This is a genomic window from Xanthomonas sp. NCPPB 3200 (assembly GCF_056393585.1).
The window spans coordinates 1417708-1434881 of the sequence record NZ_CM150785.1; the positions used below are offsets into that span (position 1 = coordinate 1417708).

At 64.2% G+C, this 17174-nt stretch carries 13 protein-coding genes and 1 tRNA gene; 12 read left to right on the top strand and 2 right to left on the bottom strand.

Going from position 1 to position 17174, the window contains the following annotated elements:
- The first annotated feature begins 1 nt into the window (after nucleotide 1).
- The 11 genes from ileS to AC06DU_RS06175 all read left to right on the top strand — a co-directional run bounded on the left by ileS (nucleotide 2) and on the right by AC06DU_RS06175 (nucleotide 13690).
- A complete protein-coding gene (gene ileS / locus AC06DU_RS06125; protein WP_478203803.1) occupies nucleotides 2-2833 on the top strand; it encodes an isoleucine--tRNA ligase in 2832 nt (943 codons plus the stop codon).
- A gap of 320 nt (nucleotides 2834-3153) precedes the next feature.
- Nucleotides 3154-3672: a signal peptidase II gene (gene lspA, locus AC06DU_RS06130; RefSeq protein ID WP_046342029.1), complete on the top strand. Its 519-nt coding sequence runs from the start codon at nucleotides 3154-3156 to the stop codon at nucleotides 3670-3672.
- A gap of 64 nt (nucleotides 3673-3736) precedes the next feature.
- A complete protein-coding gene (ispH, locus tag AC06DU_RS06135; RefSeq protein ID WP_104563214.1) occupies nucleotides 3737-4687 on the top strand; it encodes a 4-hydroxy-3-methylbut-2-enyl diphosphate reductase in 951 nt (316 codons plus the stop codon).
- A gap of 176 nt (nucleotides 4688-4863) precedes the next feature.
- Nucleotides 4864-4939, top strand: a tRNA-Thr gene (locus tag AC06DU_RS06140).
- Nucleotides 4940-5296: 357 nt separating this feature from the next.
- A complete protein-coding gene (gene cyoA, locus AC06DU_RS06145; protein ID WP_024940071.1) occupies nucleotides 5297-6232 on the top strand; it encodes a ubiquinol oxidase subunit II in 936 nt (311 codons plus the stop codon).
- Entirely contained in the window at nucleotides 6232-8232 is a 2001-nt protein-coding gene (cyoB, locus tag AC06DU_RS06150) for a cytochrome o ubiquinol oxidase subunit I (RefSeq protein ID WP_039511404.1), read from the top strand. The genes cyoA and cyoB overlap by 1 nt, the downstream gene beginning before the upstream one ends.
- Nucleotides 8229-8858 carry a cytochrome o ubiquinol oxidase subunit III gene (gene cyoC, locus AC06DU_RS06155; RefSeq protein ID WP_478203805.1) on the top strand — a complete coding sequence of 210 codons (630 nt, stop codon included), beginning with the start codon at nucleotides 8229-8231 and terminating at the stop codon, nucleotides 8856-8858. Before cyoB ends, cyoC begins: the two co-directional genes overlap by 4 nt.
- Nucleotides 8858-9193 carry a cytochrome o ubiquinol oxidase subunit IV gene (gene cyoD / locus AC06DU_RS06160; RefSeq protein ID WP_006450195.1) on the top strand — a complete coding sequence of 112 codons (336 nt, stop codon included), beginning with the start codon at nucleotides 8858-8860 and terminating at the stop codon, nucleotides 9191-9193. The genes cyoC and cyoD overlap by 1 nt, the downstream gene beginning before the upstream one ends.
- Nucleotides 9194-9373: 180 nt before the next feature.
- Nucleotides 9374-11254: a M61 family metallopeptidase gene (locus AC06DU_RS06165; protein WP_166771045.1), complete on the top strand. Its 1881-nt coding sequence runs from the start codon at nucleotides 9374-9376 to the stop codon at nucleotides 11252-11254.
- A 356-nt stretch (nucleotides 11255-11610) separates the two neighbouring features.
- The gene (gene radA / locus AC06DU_RS06170) at nucleotides 11611-13002 is read left to right on the top strand and encodes a DNA repair protein RadA (RefSeq protein WP_016901522.1); all 1392 of its coding nucleotides are present in this window, start codon (nucleotides 11611-11613) and stop codon (nucleotides 13000-13002) included.
- Between the two features lie 301 nt (nucleotides 13003-13303).
- Nucleotides 13304-13690 carry a DUF805 domain-containing protein gene (locus tag AC06DU_RS06175; protein ID WP_024940069.1) on the top strand — a complete coding sequence of 129 codons (387 nt, stop codon included), beginning with the start codon at nucleotides 13304-13306 and terminating at the stop codon, nucleotides 13688-13690.
- 403 nt (nucleotides 13691-14093) lie between these two features.
- Here AC06DU_RS06175 and AC06DU_RS06180 read toward each other — a convergent pair whose 3' ends face one another.
- Together AC06DU_RS06180 and AC06DU_RS06185 are read right to left on the bottom strand one after the other, a co-directional pair.
- Nucleotides 14094-14879, bottom strand: coding sequence for a winged helix-turn-helix domain-containing protein (locus AC06DU_RS06180; RefSeq protein WP_478203806.1), 786 nt, complete (start codon nucleotides 14877-14879; stop codon nucleotides 14094-14096).
- Nucleotides 14880-15395: 516 nt separating this feature from the next.
- Nucleotides 15396-15692, bottom strand: a complete 297-nt coding sequence (locus tag AC06DU_RS06185; RefSeq protein WP_478203807.1) for a hypothetical protein — start codon at nucleotides 15690-15692, stop codon at nucleotides 15396-15398.
- A gap of 96 nt (nucleotides 15693-15788) precedes the next feature.
- Here AC06DU_RS06185 and AC06DU_RS06190 point away from each other — a divergent pair, with 96 nt between their 5' ends.
- On the top strand, nucleotides 15789-17144 hold the full coding sequence (locus AC06DU_RS06190) for a helix-turn-helix transcriptional regulator (RefSeq protein WP_179465022.1): 1356 nt from the start codon (nucleotides 15789-15791) through the stop codon (nucleotides 17142-17144).
- The last annotated feature ends 30 nt before the right edge of the window (nucleotides 17145-17174 follow it).

The window sequence follows — 17174 nt, forward strand, 5'->3', positions numbered from 1 at the left end:
TGTGACCCAAGACTACAAAGCCACTCTCCATCTGCCCGCGACGGAATTCCCGATGCGTGGCGACCTGCCCAAGCGCGAGCCGGCGATGCTGGACCGCTGGGAGCGCGAGGGGCTGTACGCGCAACTGCGCGCCAATGCGGCAGGGCGCCCGCTGTTCGTGCTGCACGACGGCCCGCCGTATGCCAATGGCCAGATCCATCTGGGCCATGCGGTCAACAAGATCCTCAAGGACATCATCGTCAAGTCGAAGTACCTGGCTGGCTTCGATGCGCCCTACATCCCGGGCTGGGATTGCCACGGCCTGCCGATCGAGATCGCGATCGAGAAAAAGTACGGCAAGGTCGGCGTCAAGCTCGATGCAGCGCAGTTCCGCCAGAAGTGCCGCGAGTACGCCACCGAGCAGATCGATCTGCAGCGCCGCGATTTCAAGCGCCTGGGCGTGATCGGCGATTGGGACAACCCGTACAAGACGCTGGATTTCCGCTTCGAAGCCAACGAGATCCGCGCGCTGGCCAAGGTGGTCGACAACGGCCACCTGACCCGTGGCGTGAAGCCGGTGCACTGGTGCTTCGATTGCGGCTCGGCGCTGGCCGAAGCCGAGATCGAATACGCCGACAAGTTGTCGCCGACGGTGGATATCGCCTATCCGGCGCGTGATCCGGCGGCTGTCGCTGCCGCGTTCGGCGCCAGCCTGCCGGCGGGCGTGGGCGTGGCGGTGCCGATCTGGACCACCACGCCGTGGACACTGCCGGCGTCGCTGGCGGTGAGCCTGGGAGCGGAACTGGACTACGTGCTGGTCGAAGGACCGGCCGATCGCGGCCAGCCGCGCTGGTTGGTGGTGGCCGAGGCCCTGGCCGGCAAGGCGCTGTCGCGCTATGGCGTGGACACGGTGGTGGTGCACGGCCATGCCAAGGGCGCGGCGCTGGAGCAGATGCTGCTGAACCACCCGTTCTATGCCGAGCGCGAGATTCCGCTGCTGCTGGGCGACCACGTGTCGGCCGAGGACGGTACCGGCGCGGTGCATACCGCACCGGGCCATGGCCAGGAGGACTACCAGGTCTCCAAGCAGTACGGCCTGCTCGAGCGTTACGGCGCGGCGCAGATCAACCCGGTGGACGGGCGCGGCGTGTACCTGCCGTCGACGCCGCCGCTGGGCGACACCGTGCTGGCCGGGCTGCACATCTGGAAAGCCAACGACATCATCATCGAGGCGCTGCGCGATACCGGCGTGTTGCTGGCGGCCAGCAAGATGGAGCACAGCTATCCGCATTGCTGGCGGCACAAGACGCCGATCGCGTTCCGTGCCACGCCGCAGTGGTTCATCTCGATGGAGCAGGCCAACCTGCGCGCCGATGCGCTCAAGGCCATCGACAACGTGCACTGGTATCCGTCCTGGGGCCAGGCGCGTATCGCCGGCATGGTCGACGGTCGTCCGGACTGGACCATCTCGCGCCAGCGCACCTGGGGCGTGCCGATCGCCTTGTTCGTGCATCGCGAAACCGGCGAGCCGCATCCGCGCAGCACCGAGTTGCTGCGCCAGGTCGCCGACCGGGTGGAACTGGGCGGCGTGGACGTGTGGTACACGCTGGATGCGGCCGAACTGCTGGGCGACGAGGCGGCCGATTACGACAAGATCACCGACATCCTGGATGTTTGGTTCGATTCCGGCGTGACCCACGAGGCGGTGCTGGTGGACCGCGGCCTGCCCAAGCCGGCCGACCTGTACCTGGAAGGCTCCGACCAGCACCGTGGCTGGTTCCAGTCCTCGCTGCTGACCGGCGTGGCGATGGACAAGGCGGCGCCGTACAAGCAGTGCCTGACCCACGGCTTCACCGTGGACGAGCACGGCCGCAAGATGTCCAAGTCGTTGGGCAACGGCATCGAGCCGCAGGACATCATGAAGACCCTGGGCGCGGACATCCTGCGCCTGTGGATCGCCTCGGCCGATTACAGCAACGAGATGTCGCTGTCGCAGGAGATCCTCAAGCGCAACGCCGATGCGTATCGCCGCCTGCGCAATACCGCGCGCTTTTTGCTCGGCAACCTGCATGGCTTCGATCCGCTGCAGCACCTGGTGGCGCTGGACGACATGGTGCTGCTGGACCGCTGGATCGTGCACCGCGCGCACGAATTGCAGGAAAAGATCGTTGCCGCGTATGCGCGCTACGACTTTGCCGAAATCGTGCAGGCGCTGCTGAATTTCTGCAGCGTCGACCTGGGCTCGCTGTATCTGGACGTGACCAAGGACCGCCTGTACACGATGGCCGAGGATGCACGCGGCCGCCGCTCGGCGCAGAGCGCGATGTATCACGTGGCCGAGGCGTTCGTGCGCTGGATCGCGCCGGTGCTGAGCTTCACTGCCGAGGAACTGTGGGGCTACCTGCCGGGCAAGCGGGTCGACAACGTGTTGTTCGCCACCTGGTACGACGGCCTGGCGCCGTTGCCGGCCGACGCCGCGCTGAGCAGTGCCGATGTCGACAGGCTGCTGGCCTTGCGCGAGCAGGTGGCCAAGGTGCTGGAGCCGATGCGTGCCAACGGGGCGATCGGCGCGGCGCTGGAAGCGGAGATCACGGTGGCCGCCGATGCGCAGACCGCCGCGCGCTGGCAGCCGCTGGCCGACGAGCTGCGCTTCCTGTTCATCAGTGGCGATGTGACCGTGACTGCGGCCAGCACCGACGACATCTTCGTCAGCGCGCAGCCGACCAGCAAGGCCAAGTGCGTGCGTTGCTGGCACCACCAGGCCAGCGTGGGCAGCGATCCGCGTCACCCGGAACTGTGCAGCCGCTGCGTCAGCAATATCGAAGGCCCCGGCGAGCAACGCCGCTGGTTCTGACGGTGTTGCGTGAAGGCGCGTGGCGGGCAGGTCCTGCCACGCGTTGTCGAGACCCCGTACGGGCTGCGTGCGCCTCTATCGCGGCATCATGGGCAGGCGCTGGTGCCGGATGACGAGTGCCTCGGCGCTGCACGCACGCCCTTGCTGAAGCGTGGCGCATGCGGCACAGCGGGGCAGGGGAGCCGGCTCCGGTGCCCATGCCATCCTTGCCTGCCTGTCATCCCGCCTTCGTCAGCTTCATCTGCCACCGCCGTCACCTATCGCCATCCAGGCATCTTCTCCGACGTCGGAGAAGTCACCACCAACTGCGACCTTCCGACATGAGTCAACGCCCCAAACCCTCCGCCCTAATCTGGCTGCTGCTGTCGGCACTCGTGGTCGGGCTGGACCAGTGGAGCAAGGCCTGGGTGCTGTCCAGCCTGCCCGAATACACCCCGGTGCCGGTGATCGACGGCTTCTGGAACTGGTACCGCACCTACAATACCGGCGCGGCCTTCAGTTTCCTGAGCGATGCCGGCGGCTGGCAGCTGTGGTTCTTCACCGCGTTGGCGGTGGGCATCAGCGGCCTGCTGGCGTTCTGGCTGTCGCGCACCGCGCGTGGGCAGTGGCGCAGCGCGCTGCCGTATGCGCTGGTGATCGGCGGGGCGATCGGCAACGTGATCGACCGCCTGATGCACGGCCACGTGGTCGATTTCATCCAGTGGTACATCGGCACCCATACCTGGCCGGCGTTCAACATCGCCGACTCGGCGATCGTGGGTGGCGCCATCGGGATTGCGGTATTCGGTCTGTTCGACACGGCCGGCAAGCAGAAGTCGGAAATCGGGAATCGACGCTGAAGTCGCGGCGCACCGGCGCCGCCCGGTCCCATCCTCCAGTCCCCATTCCCGTAGAATGCCCGCCATGGATGTCCTGCTCGCCAATCCCCGTGGTTTCTGTGCCGGCGTCGACCGTGCGATCGAGATCGTCAAGCGTGCGATCGAAACGCTGGGCGCGCCGATCTATGTGCGCCATGAGGTGGTACACAACCGTTTCGTGGTCGACGACCTCAAGCAGCGCGGCGCGGTCTTCGTCGAGGAACTGGACGAGGTGCCCGACAACGCCACGGTGATCTTCAGCGCACACGGCGTCTCGCAGGCGGTGCGTCAGGAAGCCGAGCGCCGCGGGCTCAAGGTGTTCGACGCGACCTGTCCGCTGGTGACCAAGGTGCATTTCGAGGTGGCGCGGCATTGCCGGGCCGGCCGCGACGTGGTGCTGATCGGCCACGCCGGGCATCCGGAAGTGGAAGGCACGATGGGGCAGTGGAGCCGCGAGCGCGGTCCGGGCACGATCTATCTGGTCGAGGATATCGAACAGGTCGCCACGCTGCAGATCCGCCAGCCGGAGAACCTTGCCTACACCACCCAGACCACGCTGTCGGTGGACGACACCATGGGCATCATCGAGGCCCTGCGTGCGCGCTACCCGGCGATGCAGGGGCCGCGCCACGACGACATCTGCTACGCCACCCAGAACCGCCAGGATGCGGTGCGCGATCTGGCGCGCCAATGCGATCTGGTGCTGGTGGTCGGGTCGCCCAACAGCTCCAATTCCAATCGCCTCAGTGAGCTGGCCCGGCGCGACGGGGTGGAGTCCTACCTGATCGACAACGCCGGCGAGATCGACCCGGCCTGGATCGTCGGCAAGCAGCACATCGGCCTGACCGCCGGCGCCTCCGCACCGCAGGTGCTGGTCGATGGCGTGCTGGCGCGGCTGCGCGAGCTGGGCGCCGAGGGTGTGTCCGAGCTGGAAGGCGAGCCGGAATCGATGGTGTTCGCGCTGCCCAAGGAACTGCGGTTGCGTCTGGTCAGCTGACGCTGGGCACGCCGCACTGGCTGAGCCGGCGTCGACTGCCTGCAGCAAGTTGGTGTGCCTCACTGCTGCAGGTGGCCATATCGGCCAGCCACAGCCCGCGTCCGTCGCCGGACATGCCGTCCTCCGCCTGGTGGCGATTGACCCGGCACCGGCTCCGCTCCTACAATTCACGGCTCGCCGGAATAGCTCAGTTGGTAGAGCGGCGCATTCGTAATGCGTAGGTCGTAGGTTCGATTCCTATTTCCGGCACCATCGCTTCAGTACTGGGTCGACCATTGGTCGGCCCAGTTGCGTTTTGGGCCGATCACGCACATCCCGGCGCTGCGCCGCCATATACGCCGCACATCACACAGGCCGCAATCGATGGCCGCAAGCGCATCTTTTCCGCCCTGCGCAGCGCTGCGACAACATGTCGCACAGTTTTGCGCGCATTAATTGCGGCAGATCATTGCCGATGGGTTTCGTGCAGGTGCAGCAAAGTCTAAAATCAGGGAGCTAACTCGTGTCTTCGGTCTGCGTGGCTGCCTTCCCCCGGGAAGCGCGCCGTCAGGACGAGTCCACATGGATACGACGAACGAGGCTGGCGTTCCTTCGCACTTGGATCGACCGATGATTCCGTTGAAACATCTCGGGCGTGTACTTCGTCCAGGCCTGATGCTGCCGTTCCTGCTGTTGGCAGGCTGCAACTCGGCCATTCTCAATCCGAAAGGCCAGATCGGCCACGACGAGAAGCAGCTGCTGATCACCTCGGTCGTGCTGATGCTGATCGTGGTCATCCCGGTGATCGTGATGACGATTGCGTTCGCGTGGAAATACCGCGCGTCCAACACGAAGGCGCGCTACGAGCCGGACTGGTCGCACTCCACCGCCATCGAAGTGGTGGTGTGGTCGATCCCCTGCGTGATCATCCTGGTGCTGGCGGTGCTGACCTGGCGCTCCTCGCATGCGCTGGACCCGTACCGGCCGCTGGATTCGGACGTCAAGCCGATCACCATCGAAGCGGTGTCGCTGGACTGGAAGTGGATGTTCATCTACCCGGACCAGAACATCGCCACGGTCAACGAGATCGCGTTCCCGGTGCATACGCCGCTGAACTTCAAGATCACCTCCGATACGGTGATGAACTCGTTCTTCATCCCGCACCTGGGCACGATGATCTACGCGATGGCCGGCATGGAAACCAAGCTGCACCTGGTGGCCAACGAGCCGGGCGAATACTTCGGCCTGTCGACCAACTACAGCGGTCACGGCTTCTCGAAGATGAGCTTCAAGGCGCATGCGGTCGATCAGGCCGGCTTCGATGCGTGGGTGGCCAAGGTCAAGGCATCGCCGACCGCGTTGAACGCCGCCGAGTACCAGGTGCTGGCCGCCAACCGCAACGACAAGGAACAGTATCCGGTCACCTACTACTCGTCGGTGCAGGACGGCATGTTCCGCTCGCTCGTCGACAAATACATGAATGGTCCGGGCCATAACAAAGGCCATGGCGACCATCAGGCAGCGGCTGCAGAGCCGGTTGCCATGTGCACTTCTGGAGACAAGTGATGCTAGGCAAACTTACGATCGAGGCGGTTCCGTACCACGAGCCGATCATCATGGTCGCACTCGGTGGTGCCGGCCTGCTCGGCCTGCTCATCGCGGGCGCCATCACCAAGTACAAGCTGTGGGGCTACCTGTGGAAGGAGTGGTTCACCTCGGTGGATCACAAGCGCATCGGTGTGATGTACATCATCGTGGCGCTGGTCATGTTGCTGCGCGGCTTCGCCGATGCGGCGATGATGCGCACCCAGCAGGCGCTGGCGGGTAACGGCGGCGAAGGTGTGCTGCCGCCGCATCACTACGACCAGATCTTCACCGCGCACGGCGTGATCATGATCTTCTTCATGGCCATGCCGTTCATGACCGGCCTGTTGAACCTGATCGTGCCGCTGCAGATCGGCGCACGTGACGTGGCGTTCCCGTTCCTGAACTCGCTGAGCTTCTGGCTGTTTGTGGCCGGTGCGGCGCTGATCAACATCTCGCTGGGTGTCGGCGAATTCGCGCAGACCGGCTGGCTGGCCTACCCGCCGTTGTCGGGGCTGGAATACAGTCCGGGCGTAGGTGTCGACTACTACATCTGGGCGTTGCAGGTCTCAGGCCTGGGCACGTTGCTGACCGGCATCAACTTCTTCGTGACGATCATGCGGATGCGCGCACCGGGCATGACCCTGATGCGCATGCCGATCTTCACCTGGACCGCGCTGATCACCAACATCCTGATCATCGCCGCATTCCCGATCCTGACCGTGGCGCTGGCGCTGCTGGGTGCCGACCGTTACCTGGGCACGCACTTCTTCACCAACGACGGTGGCGGCAACGCCATGATGTACGTCAACCTGATCTGGATCTGGGGTCACCCGGAAGTCTATATCCTGATCCTGCCGGCGTTCGGCATCTTCTCCGAGCTGATCGCGACCTACAGCCGCAAGCGCCTGTTCGGCTACACCTCGATGGTCTACGCCACCTCGTGCATCGGCGTGCTGTCGTTCGTGGTGTGGTTGCACCACTTCTTCACCATGGGCTCGGGTGCCAACGTCAATGCCTTCTTCGGCATCACGACGATGATCATCTCGATCCCGACCGGCGTGAAGATCTTCAACTGGCTGTTCACCATGTTCCGCGGTCGTGTGCACATGACCTCGCCGGTGCTGTGGACGATCGGCTTCATCATCACCTTCACCATCGGCGGCATGACCGGCGTGATGCTGGCGATTCCGGCCGTGGACTTCGTGCTGCACAACAGCCTGTTCCTGATCGCGCACTTCCATAACGTGATCATCGGCGGCGTGGTGTTCGGCTACCTGGCCGGCCTGACCTACTGGTTCCCGAAGGCGTTCGGCTTCAAGCTCAACGAGAAGATCGGCAAGGCCTCGTTCTGGTGCTGGATCATCGGTTTCTTCGTGGCCTTCATGCCGCTGTACGTGCTCGGCTTCATGGGCATGACCCGTCGCATGAACACCTACAACCACCCCGAGTGGGCGCCGTGGCTGTACGTCGCTGCGGCCGGTGCTGCGATCATCGGCCTGGGTATCTTCCTGAACCTGGTGCAGATCGGTTACAGCGTGTGGAAGCGCAAGGAGCACATGGACTACACGGGCGATCCGTGGGATGGCCGTACGCTGGAGTGGGCCACCTCCTCGCCGCCGCCGTTCTACAACTTCGCCGTGCTGCCGCACATCGACGACCGCGATCAGTTCTGGGCCGACAAGCAGAACGGCAAGGGCTGGGTGCGTCCGTCCAAGTACGAGGCGATCCACATGCCGCGCAACACCGGGGCAGGTGTGTATATCGGTGCCTTCAGCGTGCTGATGGGCTTCGGTCTGATCTGGCACATCTGGTGGCTGGCCATCATCGGCCTGGTCGGCATGATCGGCAGCTTCATTGCGCGCACCTTCGATGACGACATCGATTACTGGGTGCCGGCCGACGAAGTGGAGCGCATCGAAAACGCGCGCTTTGCCCTGCTCGAACAGCAACATGCGGCGCAGGCCGCGAAGGTGGTATGACCATGTCTTCCTCGACCACGTTTGACCACGCCGCCCACGCGGGCGGCCACGACGACCACGAACATCACGACGCCGGTGGCAACACCGTCTTCGGGTTCTGGGTCTACCTGATGAGCGACTGCCTGCTGTTCGCCGGCCTGTTCGCCACCTATGCGGTGCTCTCGGGCGCCACGGTGGACGGACCGACCGCCAAGGAGTTGTTCGACCTGAAGTTCGTGCTGGTGGAAACCTTCCTGCTGTTGTTCAGCAGCCTGAGCTTCGGCGTTGCGATGATCTCCGCGCACAAGCGCAGCATGACCGGGCTGTACGCCTGGCTGGGCGTCACCGCACTGCTGGGTATCGGCTTCCTGTGCATGGAAGTGTGGGAGTTCAACCACCTGATCCATGAAGGGGCGGGTCCGGGGCGCAGCGCGTTCCTGTCGGCCTTCTTCACCCTGGTGGGCACGCACGGCCTGCACGTGGCCTCCGGTCTGTTGTGGATGGCAGTGCTGGTGATCCAGATCTCCAAGAACGGCCTAACCCCGCGCAACAGCACGCGTCTGGCCTGCCTGAGCCTGTTCTGGCATTTCCTGGACATCATCTGGATCGGTGTGTTCACCGTCGTCTACCTGCTGGGAGCGCTGTAATGGCCAATCACCACGCGCATGAAACCGCTGCCGACGCACATGCCGGCGGCCTGAAGTCCTACCTGATCGGCTTTGTGATGGCCGTGATCCTCACCGTCATCCCGTTTGCGATGGTGATGAGCGGGGCGTTCTCCAAGGGCGTCACCGTCATCGTGATCTCGCTGATGGCCGCAGTGCAGATGCTGGTGCACATGGTGTACTTCCTGCACATGGATCGCTCGCCCGAGCAGCGCTCCAACGTGCAGGTGGGCCTGTTCTCGCTGCTGATCATCGGCATCGTGATCGTCGGCTCGCTGTGGGTGCTACACAACATGAACGTCAACATGATGCATTGAGACGGCGCTGTGCCGGATTACGGCACGCCGGATCCAAGCATGCTGGACAAAAAGCCGCCGGGTCACCGGCGGTTTTTTTGTGTGTGAATCGCTGCGCAGCATGACCTATGGCATACGGGGAAGCGCGGGCAGGCGCTTAGCATCGTGGGCTTGCCTGTTCCAGGTCCCTGCGGAGTTGCGATGAAGATCCCCACCTTGTTGTCCGTGTCGTTGCTGGCGGCACTGTCGTTGCCTGCGGCCGCACAAACTGCCGCGCCGCAGGACGTGCCGTTCGACGGCACCTTGAAGATCGACGTCGATGCCACCGATCTGGCCCATCGCATCTTCAAGGTCAAAACCACCATGCCGGCCCGGCCGGGCCCGATGACGCTGCTGTATCCGCAGTGGATTCCCGGCAATCACTCGCCGACCGGGCCGATCGACAAGCTCGCCGGTCTGGTGATCAAGGTCGATGGCAAGGTGGTGCCGTGGAAGCGCGACCAGTTCGATGTGTATGCCTTCACCGTGGACGTGCCGCAGGGCGCCAGCGAGCTGGTGGCCGAGTTCAAGTTCCTCTCGCCGCAGGCCCCCAACCAGGGCCGGGTGATGATGACCCCGGAGATGCTCAACCTGCAGTGGAACACCACGGCGCTGTATCCGGCCGGCGTCTTCGCACGCAACATCAAGGCCCAGGCCAGCGTCACGCTGCCAGCCGGCTGGAGCTATGCCACGGCACTGGAGACCGACCGCCGGGTTGGCGACACGGTGACCTTCAAGCCGATCGACTTCGACGACCTGGTCGACTCGCCGATGTTCGCCGGCAAGTACTACAAGCGGGTGGAGCTGAGCGGCGGCAAGCAGCCGGTCTACCTCAACGTGTTCGCCGACGAAGCCAAGTCGCTGGAGGCCAAGCCCGAGCAGATCAAGGCGCATGCATCGCTGGTGCAGCAGATGGACAAGCTCTACGGCGCGCGGCATTTCGACCACTACGAATTCCTGCTGGCGCTGACCAAGAAGTTGGGCGGCATCGGCCTGGAGCACCATCGTTCCAGCGAAAACAGCGGCGTGCCGACCTACTTCACCGAGTGGGACAAGAGCTGGACCGGCCGCGACCTGCTCGCGCACGAGTTCAACCATTCCTGGAACGGCAAGTACCGCCGTGGCGCCGACCTGGCCACGCCCAATTTCAACGTGCCGATGGGTGACAGCCTGCTTTGGCTGTACGAAGGCCAGACCCAGTTCTGGGGCGAAGTGATGGCTGCGCGTTCGGGCCTGTGGACGCAGGATCAGGCGCGCGAGATGCTGGCCGGCGTGGCGGCGAACTACGAGCGTGGTCGCCCCGGCATGGCCTGGCGCACCGTGCAGGACACCACCAACGACCCGACCATGTCGATGCGCCGGCCCAAGGCCTACCGTAGCTATCAGATGGCCGAAGACTATTACTCCGGCGGCCAGATGATGTGGCTGGAAGTGGACAGCAAGCTGCGCGCGCTGACCAACAACAAGCGTTCCATCGACGATTTCGGCAAGGCCTTCTTCGGCATGAAGAACGGCGACTGGGACGTCAACCCGTACACCTTCGACGACATCGTCGCCACGCTCAATGGCATCGCCGCCTACGACTGGGCGAGCCTGTTGCGCAGCCGCATGGACGGGCATGGCTCCTTGAACGGCGGTATCGAAGCCAACGGCTGGAAGCTGGTCTATAACGAGGAGCCGAACCTGGCCACCAAGGCCGACGAGAGCGACGACAAGGACGCCAGCCTGACCTATTCGCTTGGCGTGTCCCTGAAGGCCTCTGGCGATATCAGCGATGTGCTGTGGGACGGCCCGGCCTTCAATGCCGGCCTGATCGCCGGCAACACCATCGTGGCGGTCAACGGCCGCGCCTTCAGCAGTGAGGTGATCAAGGACGCGATCAAGGCGGCCAAGGGCACCACCGCGCCGATCGAACTGCTGGTCAAGCGCCTGGACCGCTACGACACCGTGCGCATCGATTACCACGGCGGCCTGCTGTATCCGCATCTGGAACGCATCCCCGGCAAGCCGGATCGCCTGAGCGAGTTGTACAAGCCGCGCTGAGTGGCAGCCGCCCGCTCGCAGCCGTTGAAGCGGGCAATGGCAAGACCTGGAGCTGCATGACCGGCTGCGATCGATCATGCGGCTCCAGACGCTGGTTCTGGTCGGTACCGATGCCGACCGACCAGAAGACAGCGCGCCAGCCAAACGCTCGGCGCCATCGATGTCCGAGTGAAAACGCAGCAGCAGGAATGCGCGGTTGCATCCATTCCAGCGCCGCCGCAGCCTGGCCGACTCCCGACTCCCGACTCCCGACTCCCGACTCCCGAATCCCGAATCCCGAATCCCGAGCCAGCGTCGCGCATCCTGAGACCAACGCCGACTATCCTGTCGCTCCAGAAGCGATTGGTTAACTGACGATGGCGAAGGCGAAAACGGCCTATGTCTGCGGCGAGTGCGGCGCCGAATACAACAAGTGGCAGGGGCAATGCACCGAGTGCGGGGTCTGGAACACGCTCAGCGAGATCGTGCTCGAAAGCGCCACGCCCGGCGGCAAAGCCTCGCCTGCGGCATCGCGGCGTAGCGGCTGGGCCGGCAAGGCCGAGGCGCCCAAGATCACCGCGCTCAAGGACGTGCAGCAGTCAGAGCAGGCGCGCGTGTCCACCGGCATTGGCGAGTTCGATCGGGTGCTGGGCGGCGGCCTGGTCGAAGGTGCGGTGGTGCTGATCGGTGGCGATCCCGGCATCGGCAAGTCGACGCTGTTGCTGCAGGCGCTGGCGAGCATGGCCAGCACGCTGCCGGTGCTGTACGTCACCGGCGAGGAATCGCTGGCGCAGGTGGCCGGGCGCGCGGTGCGGCTGGATCTGCCGTTGGAGGGCCTGAACGCGCTGGCCGAAACCGGCATCGAAAACATCCTGCAGCATGCCAGCGTGGCGCGGCCGAAGCTGATCGTGGCCGACTCGGTGCAGACGCTGTGGACCGAATCGCTGACCGCAGCGCCGGGCTCGGTCAGCCAGGTACGCGAGAGCGCGGCGCGGCTGGTGCGCTATGCCAAGGAGACCGGCACCGCGGTGTTCCTGGTCGGCCATGTGACCAAGGAAGGCGGCATCGCCGGCCCGCGCGTGCTCGAGCATATGGTCGATGCGGTGCTGTACTTCGAAGGCGAGAGCGGCAGCCGGTTCCGGCTGTTGCGCGCGTTCAAGAACCGCTTCGGTGCGGTCAACGAGTTGGGCGTGTTCGCGATGGGCGAGAAGGGCCTCAAGGAGGTCTCCAATCCGTCGGCGATCTTCCTGTCCGGTGGCAGCACCCAGCAGCCGGGCAGCTGCGTGATGGTCACCCGCGAAGGCACCCGTCCGCTGATGGTGGAGGTGCAGGCGCTGGTGGACGCCTCGCCGCTGTCCAATCCGCGGCGCGTGGCGGTGGGTCTGGAGCAGAACCGGCTGGCGATGCTGCTGGCGGTGCTGCACCGCCACGGCGGCATCGTGGTGGGCGACCAGGACGTGTTCGTCAATGTGGTCGGCGGCATCCGTGTGCAGGAAACCGCTGCCGACCTACCGGTGCTGCTGGCGGTGTTGTCCTCGCTGCGCGATCGGCCGCTGTCCGAGAAGACCATCGCCTTTGGCGAGGTGGGGTTATCCGGCGAGATCCGGCCGGTGCCCAACGGCGAGGACCGTCTGAAAGAGGCCGCCACCCACGGCTTCAAGCGCGCGATCGTGCCCAAGGCCAACGCGCCCAAGACCACCAGCATCAAGGGCATGGAGATCGTTGCGGTGGAGCGGCTGAGCCAGGCGCTGGAAGCGGCCGCCGAGTGATGCCGGTGCGGTAGGGGGAGCGACTGTCGGCACAGGCGTCGCTCTGCACGCGATGAGCTGACCCCGCACCGCCGTGCAGTGGGCGGTATGGCCGCCTGCGCCATGCCGGAATGACATCAATGAAGTTTCGGGCTGGCTGTCGCCAGCTCCGGTGACCGTCCGTCGGCCAGCAGGTCGCGATCTGCCATTCGTCGATAAGAAAACGTTTTCAGCGCAGGGCGGCTATGGCAACATGCGCGGCCCGTTGCACTGTGCACCGGATCACGGACAGCGCTCACTGCGCGTTATCAGGAGAAACACGATGGAATGGATGTTGTTGCCACTCAAGCGCTACGCCGACTTCAATGGCCGCTCGCGCCGCAAGGAATATTGGATGTTCATGCTGCTGCAGGCGATCGTCCTGCTGGTGTTGGGCGGCCTGTTCGGCATCGCGGCTGCACTGATGGGCGGCGAGAACGGTCCTGGTGCATTGGCGTGGCTGGTCGCTGCCGTCATCGGGATCGTGGTGCTGGCATTGATTGTGCCGAGCATTGCAGTGACCGTGCGTCGCTTGCACGACCAGGGCAAGTCGGGCTGGTTCTATCTGATCAGCCTGGTGCCTTATGTGGGCGGCTTCATCGTGCTGGTCTTCATGTGCCTGGAAGGCACGCCCGGCCCGAACGAGTACGGCGAGAATCCCAAGCAGTAAGCGGGTGCAAGGCCTGATCGAACAATGGCGCGGAGACTTCTCCGCGCCATTGTCGTTTCTGGAGATGTACGGTTGGCGCAGGCTGACCAACAACACGCGTGCGTTTGAGTGCCGGATTCGGCTCGATTGATGCGTTCTTCAACTGCCGGCAAAAACCTGGACGTCCTGCCAGGGTGTAGGAAGCAGTCGACCGGCAATGCGCCAAGCTCTATTTGTATATTCAATACATTATTGAACTATTAACTGGGTGCGTTTCCACTCAACATGGAGCCGGCGAACAAGCTCTGCCAGTTAATGCCTGACCAGGTCAACGCACGGCAACGGCCGATTCACTGCCATGCAGGCGCCGGTAGCAGGCAGCAAGCGCAGGTCGCCGCGCTTCGCTCTTGCAGGGCCGCATCGGTCAACAGGCCGCAGCATGATGGCCGGTGCTGGGGCTGACGACCTTGCCGGGCGTCGGTGCGTCCTTGTCCTGCAGGGCAAGTTCCAGCTTGTACCCATGCGAATACACGGTTCTGATGCGCACCACGCCGCTGTGATTGCACAGCTGCAGCTTCTTGCGCAGCTTGTAGATGTGTTGCTCCATCGTGCGGTCGGTGAACTCGGTGTGGCTACCCCACACCGCCTTGGCCAACTGGCAGCGGCGGAAACACACACCGGGGCTGGAAAACAGCAGCCAGGCGATCGAGAACTCGCGTGCGGTCAACACGATCGGCTTGCCGTGCAGGTATACGGTATTTTCGTCGCGGATCAGCTGGTAGGGGCCCACACTCAGCTGTTGGCTCTCGGAGCACGCCTCGGCCACCGGCGACAGCGCCAATGCTGCGCGCACATGCAGCTCGTGCGAATTGAAGGGTAGGGCGAGCACATCGTGTGCGCCGGCGCGGTACCAGGCCAGGATGTCGTGGGCACAGTCGAAACGCCCCAGCACGATCAGCGGCGTGGGATGGCCGCTGTGGCAGCGTTGCCAGGCCAGCAGCGAGCTGTCGTCCGACGCGACGCAGGTCGCATCGAAGATCAACAGCTCGCAAGGGGAATGCCGCAGCGAGCGCAGAAGTTCGAGTTCATCGGAAAACACCGCAAAACTCGGGGCGAGCGGTGCGAGGCTCGCGTTGACCTGCGATGCCAGACGCGCGTCCTGCGTCAACAGGAAAGCCGATCCTTGCTTGCCGGGAAGGTTGCCGTGCATCAGCCGGCCTTCCCGTGTCTGCACACGTACCAGTCGTACGTCGGATGCCTGTTGCGGACAGCAGGCGCCAATACAAAACCCACGTGTATAGATAAGTGCATCGCCATCGCCTTTGGCTGCCAAGGGATCCGACATGGGGTCGGACGAATGGTATGTACCATTGCCGAGCCAGAAAGTTTCACTGCTGCGTACTTTTCTTCGGCTTTGGGTAGGCCGGCTTTAACGTACGCTCATCTAGGCGTAAAGCAGCTCTTACATCCAGGGCATGTGTCGTCAGTAACTAACAAAATTCCGACATTGCGCAACGCGCAGTCGGTCGACGTGGCGAGACAATGGGCGCGGTCGCAGAGTCCATTCCATTGCGCGTCCAGGTCTATACCACGGTATTGCGATTTGCATGCGCTTGCAGCGCACATGGAATATCTGAGCGATCCGCCGATGCAGCACAACGGCGCGGCCATCGTTTGACGCGCATCTTTCATTTACTGAAGCGCCGCGCCAGCAGCCATTGCCACGTCATGCCAGGACAGCGCTCAAGCTAATGCAAGGCTTGGTCTTTGGATCGCCTTGCGAATCCTCTCCGGCAGAAATCCTGTCTTCAATACGGTTTCGCATGGCGTGCAATGTCCTATGCACGACAGCGCCGGCGGTATGCAAAAAGTGCCCTTTATCTGCATGCCGCATAACTGGGTTGGCAGGAGACAGAGTGAGGTTTTTTGATTTTCTTAGTGCCTTGGAGTGAGAAATTCCATTGGATCCGCTGCATACAATCGGTTGCGCCAGCCAGACCGGCGCATTGTTGTTTTTGCTCATCCCCCTATGAGAGAGCCCGGCATGATCCTTTCAACCTACTTCGCGGCGATCTCTGCGTTGTCGTACGCAGACCGTCTTCCTACCTATACAAGCAGGATGCTGGTTGGTGCCTGGCCGCAAGGTCTGCAACATCTTCAACAACGCCGTGATGGCCAGGCCGCCGCGGATGGCGCCGACGACGAAGTCGGCCTGCTCGGCGCCAGCGGCGACGCCTTGTTGATCCTCGAATACCAGGAGGAGGCCGAAGATGCCTACCGCCACGCCTTGAAGGCGATGCGCGGGCACCAGCGCCAACTGCGGCTGCTGTCCTGCCGCAATACCGCCTGGTTGATGCTGAGCCAGCGCCGCCTGAGCGCTGCACTGAACTGCTTTGCGCAGCTGGCGATGGACCGCGAGACGCCGGCCTGCCTGTGCGGTGAGAGTCTGCTGGGCAAGGCGCTGACCCACTTCCATCTGGGCCAGAGCACGCTGGCACTGCAGACGCTGGAGCGTGCCAACGACGTGCTGGCGGACCTGGACAGCGGCGCAACCGAGTGGCTGCGCATCGCCACTGCGCTGCGCCTGGACATGATTGCGCAGTTGCGCATCCGGCGCGCCGACCGGATGAGCGACCACGTGTTCTGGCAGGCCACGCTGCGCCAGGAGGATGCGGCGCACGCGTTCGAGCCCAACGAGCTGCGCGCCTGCATCGCCGACCTGGCCGAGAGCATGCCGGTGCTCGCACAGCGCATGCGCCACGTGCGCAATCTGCTGCGCATTGCCGGTGGCGACACCTTCGGTTTCGATGCGCAGATCGATGCGCTGCCGGCCGCCGCCACCGGTTGCCCGCCCTGCGCCCGACAGGACGCGCAGGTGGAGCTGGCGCTTGCCGCATTGGCAGTGGGACGTGCCGATCTGGCAGAGCGCGCCCTGGCCGGCGCCGGCCGGCACCATGCGCCGCGCTGGAATCTGGAGTTCGAGTATTGCCAGGCCAAGATCAGCCAGGCGCTGGGCAAGACCGAGCAGGCACTGCTGCTGTACAACCGCTATGCGCTGGGTGCGGTGCAGTGCCTGCGCAGCGAGGTACAGGCGCCGCGGCTGCTGGAAAGCGGCACGCCGGCGCATGTCAGCGACGACATCTCCGCGCGGCTGCCGGCCAAGTACCGGCGCGCCTACGCCTACATGATCACCAATGCGCACCGCTCGGATCTGTCGATCAACGAGGTGGCCGCGCAGATCGGCGTCACCGGGCGCGCCCTGCAGCAGGCGTTCAAGTCCGCTACCGGGCTGTCGCCGACCCAGGTGTTGCGTCGTTACCGGATGCAGAGCATTCGCGACGAACTGCTGGCCGAAGGCGGCTGCGGCAGCGTGCTGCAGGCGGCCAGCCGCTGGGGCGTGGGCAGCCGCTCGGCGCTGGCCAAGGGCTATCGCCAGCACTTCAATGAGGCACCGATGGAAACCCTGCAGCGCTAGGCCGTTGCGCGCCACGGCCGGGCGTCGATG

Excerpts from the sequence above, each read along its gene's own strand:
- lspA (WP_046342029.1), top strand. The coding sequence starts at position 3,154 with ATGAGTCAACGCCCCAAACCCTCCGCCCTAATCTGGCTGCTGCTGTCG.
- ispH (WP_104563214.1), top strand. The coding sequence starts at position 3,737 with ATGGATGTCCTGCTCGCCAATCCCCGTGGTTTCTGTGCCGGCGTCGAC.
- cyoA (WP_024940071.1), top strand. The coding sequence starts at position 5,297 with ATGATTCCGTTGAAACATCTCGGGCGTGTACTTCGTCCAGGCCTGATG.
- cyoB (WP_039511404.1), top strand. The coding sequence starts at position 6,232 with ATGCTAGGCAAACTTACGATCGAGGCGGTTCCGTACCACGAGCCGATC.
- cyoC (WP_478203805.1), top strand. The coding sequence starts at position 8,229 with ATGACCATGTCTTCCTCGACCACGTTTGACCACGCCGCCCACGCGGGC.
- cyoD (WP_006450195.1), top strand. The coding sequence starts at position 8,858 with ATGGCCAATCACCACGCGCATGAAACCGCTGCCGACGCACATGCCGGC.
- AC06DU_RS06165 (WP_166771045.1), top strand. The coding sequence starts at position 9,374 with ATGAAGATCCCCACCTTGTTGTCCGTGTCGTTGCTGGCGGCACTGTCG.
- radA (WP_016901522.1), top strand. The coding sequence starts at position 11,611 with ATGGCGAAGGCGAAAACGGCCTATGTCTGCGGCGAGTGCGGCGCCGAA.
- AC06DU_RS06175 (WP_024940069.1), top strand. The coding sequence starts at position 13,304 with ATGGAATGGATGTTGTTGCCACTCAAGCGCTACGCCGACTTCAATGGC.
- AC06DU_RS06180 (WP_478203806.1), bottom strand. The coding sequence starts at position 14,879 with ATGCACGGCAACCTTCCCGGCAAGCAAGGATCGGCTTTCCTGTTGACG.
- AC06DU_RS06185 (WP_478203807.1), bottom strand. The coding sequence starts at position 15,692 with ATGAGCAAAAACAACAATGCGCCGGTCTGGCTGGCGCAACCGATTGTA.
- AC06DU_RS06190 (WP_179465022.1), top strand. The coding sequence starts at position 15,789 with ATGCTGGTTGGTGCCTGGCCGCAAGGTCTGCAACATCTTCAACAACGC.